Consider the following 18058-nt stretch of genomic DNA (forward strand, 5'->3'; position numbering starts at 1 on the left):
CCGATGCCCGCCGGCGGCGTCGTGCGTCCCGAGTTTTCCAAGCAGGACCAGCAGGTCACCCTGACGTTCGACTGGGCGGCGCCGGCCGGCGTCGCGGTCTTCCGGCGGGGGGAGGCGATCTGGGTCGTGTTCGACACCCCGGCCCGGATCGACATCGGCAAACTGCCGACCTCCAGCATCCGCTATTCGAAGATCCAGGCGTTCAAGGGCGCCGACTACAGCGCTCTTAGGATCGTCGCGCCGTCGGGGACGCCCTATGTCGCCGAAGGGCTGGGCGGCATCTGGAAGATCAGCCTGGGGCCGGGTTCGCAGGCGACCCCCGACGTGATCAAGGTGGCGCGCGACGAGAGCGTCCACCCCGCCACCTTGTCGGCCCGGATCTCGGGCGTGACCAAGGCGGTCTGGGTCGACGACCCGGCGGTCGGCGACAAGATGATCGTCGCCCCGGCCCTGGCGCCGTCCAAGGGTCTGCCGTCGCGTCGCGAATATGTCGAAATGGCCCTGCTGCCCTCGGCGCAGGGCATGGCGCTGGAGACCTACGCTCAGGATCTCATGGTCCAGGCGCAGGGCGACCTGCTGCGCATCGGCCGGCCCAAGGGGCTGGTGCTGTCGCCGATCTCGGCCTCGACCCCGCCGGAAGAGGCGGCCGCCGGCGCGCCACAGCCGATGTCGATGCCGGCCTTGATCGACCTTGACAACTGGCCCAAGACCGGTTCGGGCGGCTTCCTGGCCCGCTACAACGCCTTGCAGAACGCCATCCCCGCCGCGCCGGCCGGCGACGGCAAGGACGGCGACGTCGGCGCCCGCATGGCCTTGGCCCGTTTCCTGGTCGGCTCGCAGATGTCGTTCGAGGCGATCGGCGTTCTCAACGCGGCGGGTCGCAAGCACCAGACCCTGCTGGGCGACGCCGAGTTCCGGGGCCTTCGCGGCATGGCCAAGGTCATGGCCGGACGCCTGGCCGAGGCGGACGCCGACTTCTCCTCGCCGGTGCTGTCGGACGATCCGTCCAGCGCGCTGTGGCGAGGCTATATCTCGACCAAGCAGGGCCAGTACGCCGACGCGCGAACCAAGTTCGTCAATGGGGGCAGGGCTTTGGACCTGTTCCCGCCGATCTGGCGCGCCCGTTTCCTCCTGGCCGAGGCCCAGGCGGCGCTTGGCGTCGGCGACCTGACCGGCGCCATGCAGTTCGTGACCAAGGCCCTGGCCCAGCCGAAGGTCCCCGTCGAGGACCAGCTGGACATCCGCCTGACCCAGGCCCGGATCTTCGAGGCCCAGGGCGACAAGAACCGCGCCCAGAAGATGTTCGAGGCCATAGGGCGCTCGCCCTATGAACGTCAGTCGACGCCGGCTCAGCTGCACGCCGCCCAGCTGCAATATGCCCGCGGTCAGATCAATGCGCCCAAGGCCGCCGACACCCTGAACCAGCTGCGCTATCGCTGGCGCGGCGACGGGGTGGAGCTGGAGGTCATCCGGGCGCTGGGCAAGCTCTATATCGACCAGGGCCGCTATCGCGAGGCGCTGGAAGTGTTGCGCTCGGCCGGCCGGCAACTGCCCGACCGACCGGAAGCGGTGGCGTTGCAGAACGACCTTTCCAACACCTTCCGGCAGCTGTTCCTGCAGGGCCTGGCCGACGGGATGCAGCCCGTGCAGGCGGTGGGCCTGTTCTATGACTTCCAGGACCTGACGCCGATCGGCGCCGACGGCGACCAGATGGTCCGCAATCTTGTGCGTCGCCTGGTCGATGTCGATCTTCTGGACGATGCGGCCAAGCTCTTGAAATACCAGGTCGACAACCGCCTGAATGGCGTGCCCAAGGCCCAGGTCGCCACGGATCTGGCCTGGATCTACCTTATGAACAAGAAGCCGGAGGATGCGCTGGACGCGATCAACGCGACGCGCACGACCATCCTGCCGCCGGCTCTGAACGCCGAACGCCGCCTGGCCTCGGCCCGCGCCCTGATGGGCCTGGGGCGCTACGACGCCGCGCTGGATCTGGTCGAGAAGGACCCCAGCAAGGACGGCCAGGAGATCCGCGCCGAAATCGCCTGGAAGCAGCACACCTGGCCCTTGGCCGGGGCGCTTTACGAGAAGGCGTTGGGCGATCGTTTCAAGACCCCGGGCGCCCTGAGCCCCGGCGACGAGGCCCGGCTGCTGCGCGCCGGCGTCGCCTACAGCCTGGCCGACGATAACGCGGCGCTCGCCCGGCTTCGCCAGCGCTGGTCCGGCTTCGTCGAGGGCGCAGGCAATCCCGATGGCCTGCGCGTGGCGTTGCAGGGTGTGAATATCGAGTCGCTGTCGCCTTCGGACTTCAGCCGCGTGACCGCCGACAATGAAGCCTTCAACGGCTGGGTCGGGCGCATGAAGGACAAGTTCCGCACCGGTCAGCCCGCCGGCTCGCCCGCCCGCGCCAGCAAATAGGGCAGGGGATTTCCTCAAACATCGGTTTGAATGCCGGTTCGAGGCACGAGGCGCCCTGGAATGGGCTCCTCGAAGCGCGAAAACACCTCGCAAAAGGCGATTGGTCCTGTGGCGGCGTCCGGGCGTTTAGCCTAGTTAGGGCCGCCCGAACTCCCATGTGTGGCCCGTGGCCAGGGACGCGTTCCCTGGACGCTTGCCTTTCTGCCGCGGGCATGTCATGACAACGTTGTCATAGGGTGGAAGAAATTGGCTAAGAAAAACGAAGGCGGCGAGACCGGCCGCGAGGTGTTGGTGCTGCTTGGCGGCGCGGGCGATCTGGCCCTGCGGATGCTGCTGCCTTCCCTCTATTTCCTCGAACTTGACCGTCTGCTGCCCCATGACCTGCGGATCATCGGGGTGGCGCGCGCCGACCATGACGCCGCCAGCTACAAGGCTCTTGTCCGCGAGCAGCTGGGCAAGCGCGCGACGGTCGAGGAGGCGGTCTGGAACCGCTTGGCCGCCCGTCTCGACTACGTGCCCGCCAACATCACCAGCGAGGACGACACCAAGAAGCTGGCCGAACGCATTGGCGCGCATGGCGATCTGGTGATCTTCTTCTCGCTGTCGCCCAGCCTGTATGGCCCGGCCTGCCAGGCGCTTCAGGCGGCGGGTCTGACCGGTCCCAAGACGCGCCTGATCCTGGAAAAGCCGCTGGGCCGCGACCTGGAAAGCTCGCGCGCCACCAACGCCGCCGTGGCCGCCGTGGTCGATGAGAGCCAGGTTTTCCGCATCGACCACTATCTGGGCAAGGAGACCGTCCAGAACCTGACCGCCCTGCGCTTCGCCAACGTGCTGTTCGAGCCCTTGTGGGATCGCAACACGATCGACCACGTGCAGATCACCATCGCCGAGACCGAGAAGGTCGGCGACCGTTGGCCCTATTACGACGAGTACGGCGCGCTGCGGGACATGGTGCAGAACCACATGCTGCAGTTGCTCTGCCTCGTCGCCATGGAGGCCCCATCGGGCTTCGATCCCGACGCGGTGCGCGACGAGAAGGTCAAGGTGCTGCGGTCGCTGCGCCCGTTCACCAAGGAGACGGTGGCCCACGACACCGTGCGCGGCCAGTACGTGGCCGGCGTGGTCGAGGGCGCCGCGCGCGTCGGCTATGTCGATGAAGTCGGCAAGCCCACCAAGACCGAGACCTTCGTGGCCATGAAGGTGGCGATCGACAACTGGCGCTGGGATGGCGTGCCGTTCTTCCTGCGCACGGGCAAGAACCTGCCCGACCGCCGCACCCAGATCGTCGTGCAGTTCAAGCCTCTGCCGCACAATATCTTCGGGCCCGCCACCGACGGCGAGCTGTGCGCCAACCGTCTGGTCATCGACCTGCAACCGGACGAGGACATCTCGCTGACGATCATGAACAAGCGCCCCGGCCTTTCCGAGGAGGGAATGCGCCTGCAGTCGCTGCCGCTGTCGCTGTCGTTCGGCCAGAGCGGCGGTCGCCGCCGGATCGCCTATGAGAAGCTGTTCCTGGACGCCTTCCGCGGCGACCGCACCCTGTTCGTGCGCCGTGACGAGGTCGAGCAGGCGTGGAAATTCATCGACGCCGTCTCGGCCGCCTGGGAAGAGGCCAAGATCGAGCCGGCCCACTACGCGGCGGGCACGTGGGGGCCGCAGTCGGCGCAGGGCCTGATCTCGCCCGGCGGTCGGTCCTGGAAGGCCTGACGCCATGCCCAAGGCCCGGATCGAATCCTTTCCGACGCGCGAGGCGCTCTACGACGCGGCGGCCTCGACGATCGTCCAGGCGCTGAACACGGCGGTGGCCGTCCATGGCGTCGCGGGCTTCGCGGCGACCGGCGGCACGACCCCGGCGCCGGTCTATGATCGCCTTTCGACCCTGACCGCGCCGTGGGACAAGGTCATGGTCACCCTGACCGACGAGCGCTGGGTGCCGCCGACCGATCCTGGCAGCAACGAGGGCCTGGTGCGTCGCCACCTGCTGACCGGCCAGGCGGCCAAGGCCGGCTTTTCGCCGCTGTTCTTCGCGGGCGTCGGCCACGAGGAGGCCGCGCTGAAGGCCCAGGCCGGCGTCGCCGCCGCCGCGCCGTTCGGCGTGGTGCTGCTGGGCGTGGGACCCGACGGCCACGTCGCCTCGCTGTTTCCGGGCAATCCCGAGCTGGCGCGCGGTCTTGATCCGGAGACCGACCGGCTGGTGCTGGCCGTGCCGCCCGGCGACCCGGCGCCGGACATTCCCCGGCTCAGCCTGACCCTCAAGGCGCTGCTCCAGACGGATCTGATCGTTCTTTTGATCACCGGTCAGGCCAAACGCGCGTTGTTGGAAGGCGACGTCGATCCGGCCCTGCCGGTCGCCGCCATTCTGAACCAGGACCGCGCCAAGGTCCGCATCCTCTGGGCGGAGTAATCGCCATGGCTCTCAATCCCGTCATCGCCGAAGTCACGGCCCGCATCGTCGCGCGCAGCAAGGACAGCCGGGCCGCGTACCTGGCCAACATGGAGCACGCGATCGAGAGCCAGCCGGGCCGCGCCAAGCTGTCGTGCGCCAACTGGGCCCACGCCTTCGCCGCCTCGCCCGGCGTCGACAAGGTGCGGGCGCTGGACCCTAACGCCCCGAACCTCGGCATCGTCTCGGCCTATAACGATATGCTGTCGGCCCACCAGCCGCTGGAGGCCTATCCGGCCCTGATCAAGGACGCGGCCCGCGAGGTGGGCGCCACGGCCCAGTTCGCCGGCGGCGTGCCGGCCATGTGCGACGGCGTCACCCAGGGCCGGCCGGGCATGGAGCTCTCCTTGTTCTCGCGCGAGGTGATCGCCATGGCGACGGCCGTCGCCCTGTCGCACGACGCCTTCGACGCCGGCCTCTATCTCGGCGTCTGCGACAAGATCGTGCCCGGCCTCGTCATCGGCGCCCTGACCTTCAGCCACCTGCCGGCGGTGTTCGTGCCGGCGGGACCGATGACCTCGGGCTTGCCGAACTCGGAAAAGGCCCGCATCCGCGCGCTCTACGCCGAGGGCAAGGTCGGCCGCGCCGAACTGCTGGAAGCCGAGCAGGCCAGCTATCACGGCCCGGGCACCTGCACCTTCTATGGCACGGCCAACACCAACCAGATGCTGATGGAGCTGATGGGCTTCCATCTGCCCGGCTCGGCCTTCGTGCATCCCAACACCCCGCTTCGCGAGGCCCTGGTCAAGGAAGCCGCGCGTCGCGCCGCCGCCGTCACCAACAAGGGCAATGCGTTCCTGCCGGTCGGCCGGATGATCGACGAGAAGTCGATCGTCAACGGCGTGGTCGGCCTGATGGCCACCGGCGGCTCGACCAATCTGGCGCTGCACCTGGTGGCCATGGCCCACGCGGCCGGCGTGATCCTGACGCTGGAGGACATGGATCAGATCTCGCGCGCCACGCCGCTTCTGGCCCGCGTCTATCCGAACGGCTCGGCTGACGTGAACCACTTCCAGGCCGCCGGCGGCATGGCTTTCGTGATCCGCGAACTGCTGAAGGCCGGGCTGGTTCACGAGGACGTCCAGACCATCGCCGGCCAGGGCCTGTCGCTCTACGCCCAGGAGCCGTTCCTCGAGGACGGCGCGCTGAAGTGGCGCGATGGCGCGACCGAAAGCCTGGACACGGCCATCGTCCGTCCGGCGTCCGACCCGTTCAGCCCCGAGGGCGGCCTGCGCCTGATGGCCGGCAACCTCGGCCGAGGCGTCATGAAGATCTCGGCGGTCAAGCCCGAGCACCACGTGATCACCGCTCCGGCGGCGGTTTTCCAGGAGCAGGAGGACTTCATCGCCGCCTTCAAGCGCGGCGAGCTGAACCGCGACGTCGTCGTGGTCGTCCGCTTCCAGGGGCCGTCGGCCAACGGGATGCCCGAGCTGCACAACCTGTCGCCGTCGATCTCGGTGTTGCTGGATCGGGGCTACAAGGTGGCCCTGGTCACCGACGGTCGCATGTCGGGCGCCTCGGGCAAGACCCCGGCCGCCATCCACGTGACACCCGAGGCCGCCAAGGGCGGTCCCCTGGCCTATGTCCAGGACGGCGACATGATCAGCGTCAATGCCGAGACCGGCGAATTGAAAATCCTGGTGGACGAGGCGGCTCTGTTCGCCCGCGCGCCAGCGAGCGTTCCGGCGTCCAAGCCGGGCTTTGGTAGGGAACTGTTCGGATGGATGCGGAACGGAGTCGGCGCGGCCGACGCCGGCGCGTCCGTCTTCGCTTGAGGAAGCGCTAGCGCATGGATGGCAATCACAGCGGGGGGCTCGGCCTCGTCGGCGACATCGGCGGCACCAACGCCCGCTTCGCCCTGGTCGAATTCGACGGTCAGGACCCGCGCCTGATCGAGCCCACGGCCTACAGGGGCGAGGACTACCGCACGGCCGAGGACGCCATCGAGCATTATCTCCAGAAGGTCGGCGTCCGACATCCGGACCAGGCTGTGGTGGCCGTCGCCGGCCCGATCGAGCATGGCTCGGTCCACATGACCAACCTGGACTGGCGGATCTCGGAAGACAGCCTGCGTCGCGCCGGCGGCTTCCGAAACGCCAAGCTGATCAACGACTTCACCGCCCAAGCCCTGGCGGCGCCGCGCTTGGGCCCCAAGGACCTGCGCCAGATCGGTCCGCTGCCGACCTCGGGCGAGGGGGACCTGGCGATCCTCGGGCCCGGCACCGGCTTCGGCGTCGCGGGTCTTGTGCGTCGCCACGGTCAGGAGATCCCGCTGGCCACCGAGGGCGGTCACGTGGCCTTCGCCCCGATCGACGAGGTCGAGATCGAGGTGCTGCGCGCCTTGACCAGGGATCTGAAAGGCGGCCGCGTCTCGGTCGAGCGCATCCTGTCGGGCCCGGGCATGGAAGACCTGCACGTCGCGCTGGGCGCGGCCGAGGGACGTCAGGTCGAGGCCCTGACCGCCAAGCAGATCACCGAACACGCTGTCGACGGCTGCGCCGACAGCCTGGCCACGGTGAACCGGTTCTGCGCGGTGCTGGGCTCGACGGCGGGCGACATCGCCCTGACCCTGGGCGCGCGCGGCGGCGTGTTCGTCGCCGGCGGCATCGCGCCCCGCATCATCGACATCCTGGAAAAGAGCCCGTTCCGCGAGCGGTTCGAGGCCAAGGGGCGTCTGTCGGGCTTTACCAAGGCGATCCCGACCCACGTCATCCTGCACCCGCACACCGCCCTGATCGGCGCGGCGGTGGCCCTGACGCCGGAGGGCAGGGCGGCGGTGTCGTAAGGCGTTAGCCTACTTCAGCTTCGGGATCTTCCGGAACTCCGCCGCGCGCTTGGCGATCAGGCCTCGGCATTGGGCCGCGGTTTCCGGGTGGGCGCGGCCGGCGGCGCGACGCTTGTCGAAATAGGCGAAGGCCTGGTCGTAGATGTCGGGCGGCACGACATACGGCTCGCGCAGCGGCGCCATGGCGGCGTCCGCCGCCCCCTTGCCGAGGTGCGCCTCGCACGCGCCGGCCGCCTCGGCCAAGGCCGCGCCCGCCTTGATCAACGGCGTCTGCCAGCCCGCGCGGCCGAGCGGCTCGAGCAGGCTGTCGGCATAGCGCAGAGCCACCGACGAGGCGCGGCTGCGTGGCGGCGGTTCCAGCAGGATCGAGCCCAGCGGATCGTCGGCGACGCGGTGGCAGCGGGCGGCGACCTCGGTCGCGAACAGGCGCAGGTCCGCGTCGCCGCTGGGATCGGCCAACCTGGCCTTCACCTTGTCGAGGCCGGCCTGCATCTCCTGGCTTTCCCGAGCTTGGGCGGCGGCGACGGCGGCCTCCGCGTCCTGGGCCCCGACGCCCGCGCGGTCGGCGACCTTGTCGACGGCCTGGCGATAGGCCTCGCCGCTCGGGTCCAGCCGCTTGTAGCCGGCCGCCTCGCAGAACGGCGCGTCGCCCGCGAAGCGGCCATAGGTCTCCAGACGCCCCATGACCAGCGGCGAAGGCTGGGCGCTGGCCAGCGTCGGCGCGATCCAGGCGCCCACGGCGAGCGCGGCGAACATGCCCACGGATTTCATCGTTCAGAGCCCCACATACCCTGGCGACGCCTTCTCGCCCGGTCGTGGCGAGCACGCAACCCCACGGATTTGACAGTTTCGAGGCGGGGCTTGAGAAGGGCTCGCCATGACAAGGTTGTCATGGCTTAGTAACGCGAACCCGGTCGAATCGGGGCGTCGAGGGACGGAATTGAGCGCCAAAGTCACGATCCATGATGTCGCCCGCGAAAGCGGGGTTTCGATCAAGACCGTTTCGCGGGTGCTTAATCGCGAGCCCAACGTCAAGGCCGATACGCGCGACCGGGTCCAGGCGGCCGTGGCGGCCTTGAACTATCGCCCCAATATCTCGGCCCGCAGCCTGGCGGGCTCGAAGGCCTATCTGATCGGCGTCTTCTTCGACAACCCCAGTCCCGGCTACGTCACCGACGTGCAGCTGGGCGCGATCGCGCGCTGCCGGCAGGAGGGCTATCATCTGATCGTCGAGCCGATCGACTCCACGGCCGACGTGGAGGATCAGGTCGCGCCGATGCTGGCGACGCTGCGCATGGACGGGGTGATCCTGACCCCGCCGCTCAGCGACCATCCGGTGGTGCTGTCCGCGCTGGAGCGCGAGGGCGTGCCCTATGTCCGCATCGCGCCAGGCGGGGATATCGACCGCGCGCCGTGGGTCAGCATGGATGACCGCCTGGCCGCCTACGAGATGACCAAGCATCTGATCGACCTGGGTCACCGCGACATCGGCTTCATTATCGGCCACCCCGACCACGGGGCCTCGCGCCTCCGTCACCAGGGCTTTCTCGACGCGATGCGCGACGCGGGTCTGGCGGTGCGCGACGGGCGGGTGGAGCAGGGCATGTTCTCGTTCCGCTCGGGCTTCGAAGCGGCCGAGCGGTTGCTGGGCGGCTCGGATCGCCCGACCGCGATCTTCGCCTCGAACGACGACATGGCCCTGGGCGTCATGGCCGTGGCCAACCGTCTGCGCCTGGACGTTCCGAACGCCCTGTCCATCGCCGGCTTCGATGACACGCCCGGCGCGCGGATCACCTGGCCGCAGCTGACCACCGTCCGCCAGCCGATCTTCGCCATGGCCGGCGCCGCCGCCGACATGCTGATGGACGGCGTTGAGCGGGAGGAGGGCGCGCCGCCGCCATCCAAGGTTCTCGACTTCGAGCTGGTGGTCCGGGAGTCGACGGGCCAGGCGCCGGCATAGGGCGCGCCTCCAGGCCGCAAATCCGTCAAACGCGCACGTGAGTAAGCTTGTTACCGCAATCATTGGCGCTTGACAGCGCTGTCCAATCGTCGTGTCATGACGGCGATCAAGACGGTCGCCCACGGTAAGGCGGCGTCGGGAGGAAACGACATGACCCCGCCTGACCGGACCCGCGTCCGTCGCGCTTCTCGCGCGCGATCACTCCCCTCCAAGCGGCCCTGACCGCGCTTTCGCTCGGCGCGGTCACCCCCGCAAGCGCCGCGCCGAGCGCCTTTCTCGACATCGCACCACCATGGTCCGCCAAGCGCGGGCGCATCCTGGGAAGAACCATGTCCGCAATCCGTCTCGGCCGCGTCTCCGCCCTGGCTCTCGTTCTCGCCGGCGGCCTTGCGGGCGTGGCCTTGGCCCAGGGCAAGTCTTCGGCCCTGGCCCATCCCGATCTCTGGCCCAAGGCCGCCAGTCCGGCGGCGATCACCGACGCTCGGACCGAGGCCTTCATTACAGCGCTGATGAGCCGGATGACGCTTGAGGAAAAGGTCGGGCAGACCATCCAGGCCGATGCGGCCTCGATCACGCCGGAAGACCTGCGCAAGTATCCGCTGGGCTCCGTGGAGGCCGGCGGCAATACCGCGCCCGGCGGCGATGATCGCGCCGCGCCGCCGCTATGGGTGGACTGGATCAAGGCCTATCGCGCCGTGGCGCTGGAGAAGCGTCCGGGTCACACGCCGATCCCGATCATCTTCGGCATCGACGCCGTGCACGGCCACAACAACATCGTCGGCGCGACGATCTTTCCGCACAATATCGGCCTGGGCGCCGCGCGCGATCCGGACCTGATCCGCCGCATCGGCGAGGTGACGGCCCGCGAGGTGGCCGCCACCGGCGCCGACTGGACTTTCGGTCCCACGGTGGCCGTGCCGCGCGACGAGCGATGGGGCCGCGCCTACGAGGGCTACGCCGAGGATCCTGAGGTGGTGAAGACCTATGCCGGGCCCATGACCCTGGGCCTGCAGGGCGCGCTCGTCGCCGGCAAGCCGCTGGCCCCTGGCCACGTGGTCGGCTCGGCCAAGCACTTTCTCGCGGATGGCGGCACGGCGGGCGGCAAGGACCAGGGCGACGCACAGATCGCCGAGACCGAGCTGATCCGCCTGCACGCCCAGGGCTACCCGCCGGCCATCGACGCGGGCGTGCTGACCGTCATGGTCTCGTTCTCCAGCTGGAACGGGGTCAAGCACACCGGCAACAAGAGCCTGCAGACCGACGTGTTGAAGGGGCGAATGGGCTTCCAGGGCTTCGTGGTCGGCGACTGGAACGCCCACGGCCAGGTCGAGGGCTGCGCCAACACCAACTGCGCTCAGGCCTGGAACGCGGGCATGGACATGGTCATGGCGCCGGACAGCTGGAAAGGCTTGTTCGAGAACACCCTGGCGCAGGTGAAGGACGGCGCGATCCCGATGACGCGCCTGGACGACGCGGTGCGCCGGGTGCTGCGGGTCAAGGTCAAGGCGGGTCTGTTCGACAACAAGCGGCCGCTGGAGGGTCGCTTCGACCTCTTGGGCGCGCCCGAGCACCGGGCCGTGGCCCGCGAGGCGGTGCGCAAGTCGCTCGTTTTGCTGAAGAACAACGGCGTCCTGCCGGTCAAGAGCTCGGCCCGCGTGCTGGTGGCCGGCGACGGAGCCGACGACATCGGCAAGGCGTCGGGCGGCTGGACCCTGACCTGGCAGGGCACGGGCAACAAGAACAGCGACTTCCCGCACGGCCAGTCGATCTATGCCGGTGTCGCCGAGGCGGTGAAGGCCGGCGGGGGCAGCGCCGAACTGGCGGTGGATGGGGCGTTCAAGGTCAAGCCCGACGTCGCCATCGTCGTGTTCGGCGAGAACCCCTACGCCGAATTCCAGGGCGATCTGACCAATGTCGAATATCAGCCCGGCGACAAGCGCGACCTGGCCCTGCTGAAGCGGTTGAAGGCGGCGGGCATTCCGGTGGTGTCGGTGTTCATCAGCGGCCGGCCGCTGTGGACCAACCCGGAGATCAACGCCTCGGACGCCTTCGTCGCGGCCTGGCTGCCCGGCAGCGAGGGGGGCGGGATCGCTGATGTGCTGATCGGCGACAAGGCCGGCAGGCCGCGCCACGATTTCCAGGGACGTCTATCGTACAGCTGGCCCAAGCGCGCCGACCAGGAGCCGATCAATGTCGGCGACCCCGGCTATGACCCCCAGTTCGCCTATGGTTATGGCCTGGGCTACGCCAGGCCGGGCAAGGTCGGGACGCTGTCCGAGGACCCCGGCGCGGTGTCGGCGGCGGTCAATGTCGATCGCTACTTCGTGGCGGGACGGGTCCCCGCGCCCTGGACGCTGAACGCCGCCGGGGCCGTGGCGCTGAAGACCCTGGACGCTGGGGCCCAGGAAAACGCGCGGCAAGCCGTCTGGAGCGGCGAGGGGAACGGCGCCCTCGGCGTCGTCGGGCCGCCGGCGGATCTCTCGCGGCAGACCACCGGCGACATGGCGATCTCGATCAAATTCCGTGTGGACGCTTCGCCGGATAAGCCCGTTTCCCTGGCGCTGGCCTGTGGCGAATCCTGCGGGGCGGCGGTAGACGTAACGTCAACGTTGTCAGGTGCGAAAATCGGCGAATGGCGTTCGGCCAAGATCAAACTTTCCTGCTTCAAGGCCAAGGGCGCGGACATGACGCATGTTTCGTCCCCCTTCACGCTATCCAGCTCGGGGCGCATGACCCTGACGTTCACGGAAATCCGCCTGGCGTCCAACGAGGGCGACGCCGTCTGTCCGCCCACCTGACGCAAAAAGCCCGCCTGACACGAAAAGAAGGAGCGACGGCATGATCCGCGCCCGTCGCTCCCGCATCGTCGCCACGATCGGTCCGGCCTCCAGTTCGCCCGAGATGATCGTCGCCCTGGCCAAGGCCGGGGCGGACGTCTTCCGTCTGAACTTCAGTCACGGCGCGCACGAGACCCACGCCGCCGTCTATGCCGCCATCCGCGAGGCCGAGACCGTGGTCGGACGTCCGCTGGGCATCCTCGCGGACCTGCAGGGGCCCAAGCTGCGCGTCGGTAAGTTCAAGGACGGCCCGGTCATGCTGAAGCCGGGGCAGGCCTTCCGCTTCGACGACGATCCGACGCCGGGCGACGAGACCCGGGTGCACCTGCCGCATCCGGAAATCCTGACCGCCATGCGGCCCGGCGCGACCCTGCTGCTGGACGACGGCAAGCTGCGCATGACCGTGACGGACGCCGGGCCAGGCTATGCCGAGACCACCGTGGTCAACGGCGGCAAGCTCTCCGAGCGCAAGGGCGTGGCCGTTCCGGACGTCGTCATCCCGATGTCGCCCCTGACGGCCAAGGACCGCGAGGACCTGGCCTTCGCCCTGCGTCTCGGCGTCGACTGGGTCGCGTTGTCGTTCGTCCAGGCCCCCGAGGACATGGCCGAACTGCGTCGCATCGTCGAAGGGCGCGCCGCCGTGCTGGCCAAGATCGAAAAGCCCCAGGCGCTGAAGGTGCTGGGTCCGATCCTCGACCTCTGCGACGGGGTGATGGTGGCCCGAGGCGACCTCGGCGTCGAGATGGCCCCGGAGGAAGTGCCCGTGGCCCAGAAGGGCATTCTGCGCGCGGCCCGCGAGCGCGGCATTCCGGTGATCGTCGCCACCCAGATGCTGGAGTCGATGATCAGCTCGCCCACCCCGACCCGGGCCGAGGCTTCCGACGTGGCCAACGCCGTCTATGAGGGCGCGGACGCGGTGATGCTGTCGGCGGAATCGGCGGCCGGCGACTATCCGATCGAGTCGGTCTCGATGATGAACCGCATCATCGAACGGGTGGAGCGCGACCCGCGATGGCCCGAGCTGATGCAGGCCGAGCAGGTGCACGACGACGTCGACGCCGACGTGCTGGTGGTCGCCGCCGCCGGCGCGGCCAAGGCCGGCTCGACCAAATGCCTGGTGGCCTTCACCACCACCGGCGCCACCGCGCGGCGCCTGTCTCGGGAACGACCGCTGCAGCCGGTGCTGGCTCTGTCGCCCAATATCGACGCGGTGCGCCGCATGGCCCTGGTCTGGGGCGTCGAGCCCCGGGTCAGCGCCCAGCCCGACAGCCTGGAGGTCGTCACCACCGACGCCTCGAGCAAGGCGCTGGAACTGGGGCTGGTGGCGCCGGGCGAGCGCCTGCTGGTCGTGGCCGGCACGCCGTTCGGCGCGCCTGGCGCGGCCAACCTGCTACGCCTGGCCCACGCGCCGGCCCCCGCGCGTCGTCGCTAGAGTCTCGTGAAGGACGCCGGCAGCAGCCGCTCGTAGCCTCTGCGGACCGCGCCGTAGCACTCGCAGGCCATGGCCTCGAGGCCGGGGCGGTCCAGGATGTCGACCACGCCGCGCCGGTAGCGGATCAGCCCCTTGCTTTGCAGCGAGCCGGCCACCGCCGTCACCGTGGTGCGCTGGACGCCTAGCATGTCGGCCAGGAACTCCTGGGTCAGGTTGACCGTGTTGCTGTCGATCCGGTCGTGACAGCCCAGCAGCCACCGGCAGAAGCGCGCCTCGACGGCGTGCAGGGCGTTGCAGGCCACCGACTGGATCGCGTGGCCGAACAGGGCCTCGTTATGGCGATCGACCAGGTCGCGCAGGGCGGCGCTCCGCTTCCAGACGTCATGCAGCGCGGGCGCGCCGATGCGCAGGGCCGACCCGGGCGCCTGGACGATCGCCCGGCTCAGCGACGCGCGCGGGGCCGCGGCCGCCATCAGGCCCATCGCGCCCTCGCGGCCGATCGTGGCCGACTCGATCGCCGCGCCGTTCTCCATCAAGGTCATCAGCGAGATGACGCAGTCGTTCGGGAAATAGACCTGTTCGATAGGGTCGCCGGGGTCGCACAGCAGGCGACCCTTTTCGAGATCCGTGGTGAAAAGGTGCGGCGAGAGCAGAGCCCTGTCTTCGGGCGGCAGGGCGAAAAGCAGGCGGTTCTTCAAGGTCGCTAACGGCCCAGTCATGGGAATCGAACGCCGTCTCGCGGCAAGGGTTGCAAGCTATAGGCAGGACGTCCTCGCGGCGCCGTCGCTTAGCCGACACAATCTAGCAAGATGCTCGACGAAAGCAGGCAACGCCTCGAAAGGGTCTGCTTTTCGCCATCATTAGACCCCTCGAGCATCTGTCGGATTCCCGACCAAACTGCTCAATAGAGTGGGTCATCGACCTTCGAAATCTTGGCGTCGGCCAATAAAAAAGCCGCCCAAAGGACGGCTTTTCCGAAGCGATGAGGGCCGCCCGCGAGGGCGGCTCGAGGATGGAAATCAGAAGCCCATCAGTCGGGCGTAGCGGTCGCGGTGGAAGCTGGCGCCGCCGAACAGGGCCTCGGTGACGCGGGCGCGCTTCATGTAGAGGCCGGCGTCGTGGGCGTCGGTCATGCCGATGCCCCCGTGCATCTGGACCATCTCGTTGGAGGCCAGGTGGACGAGGTCCGAAGCCTTGGCCTTGGCCAGCGAGGCGAGGGCGCGGCTGTCGGCGCCGGCGTCCAGGGCCTCCAGGGCGGCCTCGACGCACGAGCGGGTGGTCTCCAGGTCGGTGAACCACTTGGCGGCGCGGTGTTGCAGCGCCTGGAACGTGCCGATGACCTGGCCGAACTGGGTGCGGGTCTTCAGATACTCCAGCGTGATGTCGAAGGCCTGCGAGGCGCTGCCCAGCATTTCGGCCGCGAGACCGGCATAGGCGCGGTCCAGCACCGGCTCCAGCACGGACCAGCCCTTGTCGACCTCGCCCAGCACCGCGTCGGCGCCGACCTCGACGCCATCGAAGACGATCCGGGCCGCGCCGCGCGAGTCCAGCAGCGACAGATGGCTTCGCGACACCCCGGGGGCGTCGCCCGGGACCAGGAACAGGGTCAGGCCGCCAGTATCACTCGGGGAGGTCCCCGCGCCGCTGGTGCGGGCCACGACGATCAGCAGGTCGGCGGCCTCGCCGTCCAGCACGAAGGTCTTGGTCCCGTTCAGCACATAGCCCGAACCGCTCTTGGTCGCGGTCAGGGCCGTGCGGGCCGGATTGTGGTGCGAGCCCTCGTCGATGGCCAGGGTGGCGACGGCCGCGCCGGTGGCGATCTTGGGCAGCCAGGCCGACTTCTGGGCGTCCGAGCCGCCCAGCTTCAGGGCCGAGGCGCCGATCATGGCGGTGGAGAGCAGGGGCGAGGCGACCAGGGTGCGGCCGGCCTCTTCCAGGATCAGGCCGAGGCCCAGATAGCCGAAGGCCGAGCCGTCATGCTCCTCGGGGACGATGACCCCGGCCCAGCCCATCTCGCCCATCTCGCTCCAGGCGGCGGGATCGAAGCTCCGTTTGGAGCCGCCGTCGCGCAGCTTGCGCAGGGCGCCGACGGGGGCGCTTTCGCTGGCCCAGCCCTTGGCGGCGTCGCGCAGCATCGTCTGTTCTTCGGTCAGGACGGCCATCAGGCGTGCTCCCTGGATTGATGACGGGCGGCCCAGTCGAGGGCCTGTTCCAGACGGTCGTTGCCCCAGAAGAGCTCGCCGTCGGCGGTTAAGAAGCTGGGCGCCCCGAACAGGCCGCGTTCCTTGGCCATGCGGACATGGTCCTTTAGCAGGGCCTTGATCGGGTCGGATTGGGCGGCGGCGAGCACGTGCTCGGGACCCGCGCCGACCTCGGCGATCAGCGGGGCGAGGACGTCCGGGCTGGCGATATCGAGGTCATCGACGAAATTGGCTTGGTAGACCGCGCGGCTGAAGGCGGGCGTCCAGCCGTCCTCCAGCCCGACCAGCGCCACGCGGGCGGCCAGCAGGCCATTGCGGGGGAACTGGCTGGGCCGGCGCAGCGGCAGGCCCGAGTCCTCGCAGACCCGCTCCAGGTCCCGCCACATATACTGGCCTTTGACCGGCACGACGTTGAACGGGCTGTCGTTCATCCCTTGCTGCTCGTGGAACAGCGGTCCCAGGATGAAGGGCCGCCAAGCCACCGCCACGCCCTTGTCCGCGGCCAGCCGCTCGATGCGCATGGCCGCGGGGTAGGAGTAGGTCGAGGCGAACTCGTACCAGAACTCGATCATCCTATTGGTGGTCCAGCAGGCCCAGGACGCGCTTGGCGACGACGTTGAGGTTCACCTCGCTGGTGCCGCCCTCGATCGAATTGCCCTTGGCGCGGAGCATGGCGCGCGGGGCGGCCAGCTCTTCACCGCTGAAGCCTTCGCCCTCCCAGCCCAGGCCTTGCAGGCCCAGGGCCTCGACCAGCAGCTCGGTGCGCTCCTGGTTCATCTTGGCGGCGGCGTACTTGATGATCGAGACGGCGGCGCTGGGCCCCGAGCCCTGCTTGGACTCGGCCTCGGCGCGGCGCACGGTCAGCATGAAGGCGTGGGCGTCCATGGAATGGGCCGCGAGGCGCGCGCGGAAGTCGCCGTCGGCGATCCGCCCCTCGGCGTCGACGCCGATCTCCGTCTTGGCCGCCTCGACGGGCGAGAGACCGCCGCCGCCGCCAAAGCCCGAGGCGCTGATGTTCTGGCGCTCGTACTGTAGCAGCCGCTTGGCGATGTCCCAGCCGCCGTTCAGCTTCCCGACCAGTTGGTCCTTGGGAACCTGAACATTGTCGAAGAAGGTTTCGCAGAAGGGCGATGAGCCGCTGATCAGCTTGATCGGGCGGGCCTCGACGCCGGGCGTGGTCATGTCGAACAGCACGAACGAAATGCCCTCGTGCTTCTTCGACGTGTCGGTGCGAACCAGGCAGAAGATCCAGTCGGCTTGGTCGGCGTAGCTGGTCCAGACCTTCTGACCGTTGATCAGGTAATGATCGCCCTTGTCCTCGCACTTGGTTTGCAGCGAGGCGAGGTCCGAGCCCGCCCCAGGCTCGCTATAGCCCTGGCACCAGCGGATCTCGCCACGCACGATCTGCGGCAGGAACCGCTGCTTCTGTTCCTCGGTGGCGTATTCCAGCAGCACCGGGCCCAGCATCCAGACCCCGAAGCTCATCAGGGCGGGGCGGGCCTTGATCCGGCGCAGCTCCTGCTCCAGCACCTTGTTCTGGGCCTTGGAGAGACCGCCGCCGCCGTACTCCTTTGGCCACATCGGCGCGGTCCAGCCGCGCTCGGCCATGCGGTCCAGCCACAGCTTGGCGTCGGGATTCTTCCAGACCATCTTACGCCCGCCCCACGGGGCCTCGTCCTCGCTCATCGGGGCGTTCAGGGACGGCGGATAGTTGGCCTCCAGCCAGGCGCGCGTCTCGGCGCGGAAGGCGTCGAGTTCGGTTCCCCCGAAGTCGGCCATGGTCGTTCTCCCTAATTCCTAGAGCGTGATAGCCGAAAGTGTAAGCGGTTTCGGCGGTTATCACGCTCTAAATGTTTGATTTAGAGCCTTATTTTCCACTCGAATGATTCCATTCGAGCGGATAAGGCTCTGAGGCGGACGTCTTTGGCGACACACTACGCCAGCGCGCGGCGCGGGCAAGTCGATTCAAACGATCGTTC

Annotated in this window: 13 protein-coding genes; 8 read left to right on the forward strand and 5 right to left on the reverse strand. The window is 68.8% G+C overall.

Annotated features, from left to right (window positions below; all coding sequences use genetic code 11):
- The 5 genes from FCU40_RS14975 to glk form a co-directional block, all read left to right on the forward strand.
- Positions 1-2418: tetratricopeptide repeat protein (locus FCU40_RS14975; protein WP_168075959.1), on the forward strand; the 2418-nt coding region annotated here is incomplete at its 5' end.
- 246 nt (positions 2419-2664) lie between these two features.
- On the forward strand, positions 2665-4128 hold the full coding sequence (gene zwf / locus FCU40_RS14980) for a glucose-6-phosphate dehydrogenase (protein WP_004618456.1): 1464 nt from the start codon (positions 2665-2667) through the stop codon (positions 4126-4128).
- 4 nt (positions 4129-4132) lie between these two features.
- On the forward strand, positions 4133-4825 hold the full coding sequence (pgl, locus tag FCU40_RS14985) for a 6-phosphogluconolactonase (RefSeq protein WP_168075961.1): 693 nt from the start codon (positions 4133-4135) through the stop codon (positions 4823-4825).
- 5 nt (positions 4826-4830) lie between these two features.
- The gene (gene edd, locus FCU40_RS14990) at positions 4831-6639 is read left to right on the forward strand and encodes a phosphogluconate dehydratase (protein WP_168075963.1); all 1809 of its coding nucleotides are present in this window, start codon (positions 4831-4833) and stop codon (positions 6637-6639) included.
- Positions 6640-6653: 14 nt separating this feature from the next.
- Positions 6654-7649: a glucokinase gene (glk, locus tag FCU40_RS14995; protein ID WP_168075965.1), complete on the forward strand. Its 996-nt coding sequence runs from the start codon at positions 6654-6656 to the stop codon at positions 7647-7649.
- A gap of 9 nt (positions 7650-7658) precedes the next feature.
- On the opposite strand, the gene FCU40_RS15000 is transcribed toward glk, so the two are convergent.
- Entirely contained in the window at positions 7659-8420 is a 762-nt protein-coding gene (locus FCU40_RS15000; protein ID WP_168075967.1) for a hypothetical protein, read from the reverse strand.
- A 169-nt stretch (positions 8421-8589) separates the two neighbouring features.
- On the opposite strand from FCU40_RS15000, the gene FCU40_RS15005 reads away from it, so the two are divergent.
- The 3 genes from FCU40_RS15005 (at position 8590) to pyk (ending at position 13878) form a co-directional block, all read left to right on the forward strand.
- Positions 8590-9609: a LacI family DNA-binding transcriptional regulator gene (locus FCU40_RS15005; protein WP_168075969.1), complete on the forward strand. Its 1020-nt coding sequence runs from the start codon at positions 8590-8592 to the stop codon at positions 9607-9609.
- Between the two features lie 329 nt (positions 9610-9938).
- A complete protein-coding gene (locus tag FCU40_RS15010; protein ID WP_168075971.1) occupies positions 9939-12407 on the forward strand; it encodes an exo 1,3/1,4-beta-D-glucan glucohydrolase in 2469 nt (822 codons plus the stop codon).
- A gap of 40 nt (positions 12408-12447) precedes the next feature.
- Positions 12448-13878, forward strand: coding sequence for a pyruvate kinase (gene pyk, locus FCU40_RS15015; RefSeq protein ID WP_168075973.1), 1431 nt, complete (start codon positions 12448-12450; stop codon positions 13876-13878).
- Here the strand turns inward: pyk and FCU40_RS15020 are convergent.
- From FCU40_RS15020 to FCU40_RS15035, 4 genes are all read right to left on the reverse strand, one after another.
- The gene (locus tag FCU40_RS15020) at positions 13875-14597 is read right to left on the reverse strand and encodes a Crp/Fnr family transcriptional regulator (RefSeq protein ID WP_168075975.1); all 723 of its coding nucleotides are present in this window, start codon (positions 14595-14597) and stop codon (positions 13875-13877) included. The two genes, pyk and FCU40_RS15020, sit on opposite strands and share 4 nt — an antisense overlap.
- A gap of 300 nt (positions 14598-14897) precedes the next feature.
- Complete coding sequence (locus FCU40_RS15025) at positions 14898-16040, reverse strand: acyl-CoA dehydrogenase family protein (protein WP_168075977.1); 1143 nt, start codon at positions 16038-16040, stop codon at positions 14898-14900.
- Positions 16040-16651, reverse strand: a complete 612-nt coding sequence (locus tag FCU40_RS15030; protein WP_168075979.1) for a 2-hydroxychromene-2-carboxylate isomerase — start codon at positions 16649-16651, stop codon at positions 16040-16042. Before FCU40_RS15030 ends, FCU40_RS15025 begins: the two co-directional genes overlap by 1 nt.
- A gap of 1 nt (position 16652) precedes the next feature.
- Positions 16653-17858, reverse strand: coding sequence for an acyl-CoA dehydrogenase family protein (locus FCU40_RS15035; RefSeq protein ID WP_168075980.1), 1206 nt, complete (start codon positions 17856-17858; stop codon positions 16653-16655).
- Positions 17859-18058 lie beyond the last annotated feature (200 nt).

The sequence above is a fragment of the Caulobacter sp. SSI4214 genome (assembly GCF_012184455.1).
Taxonomy (GTDB): Bacteria; Pseudomonadota; Alphaproteobacteria; order Caulobacterales; family Caulobacteraceae; genus Caulobacter; species Caulobacter vibrioides_E.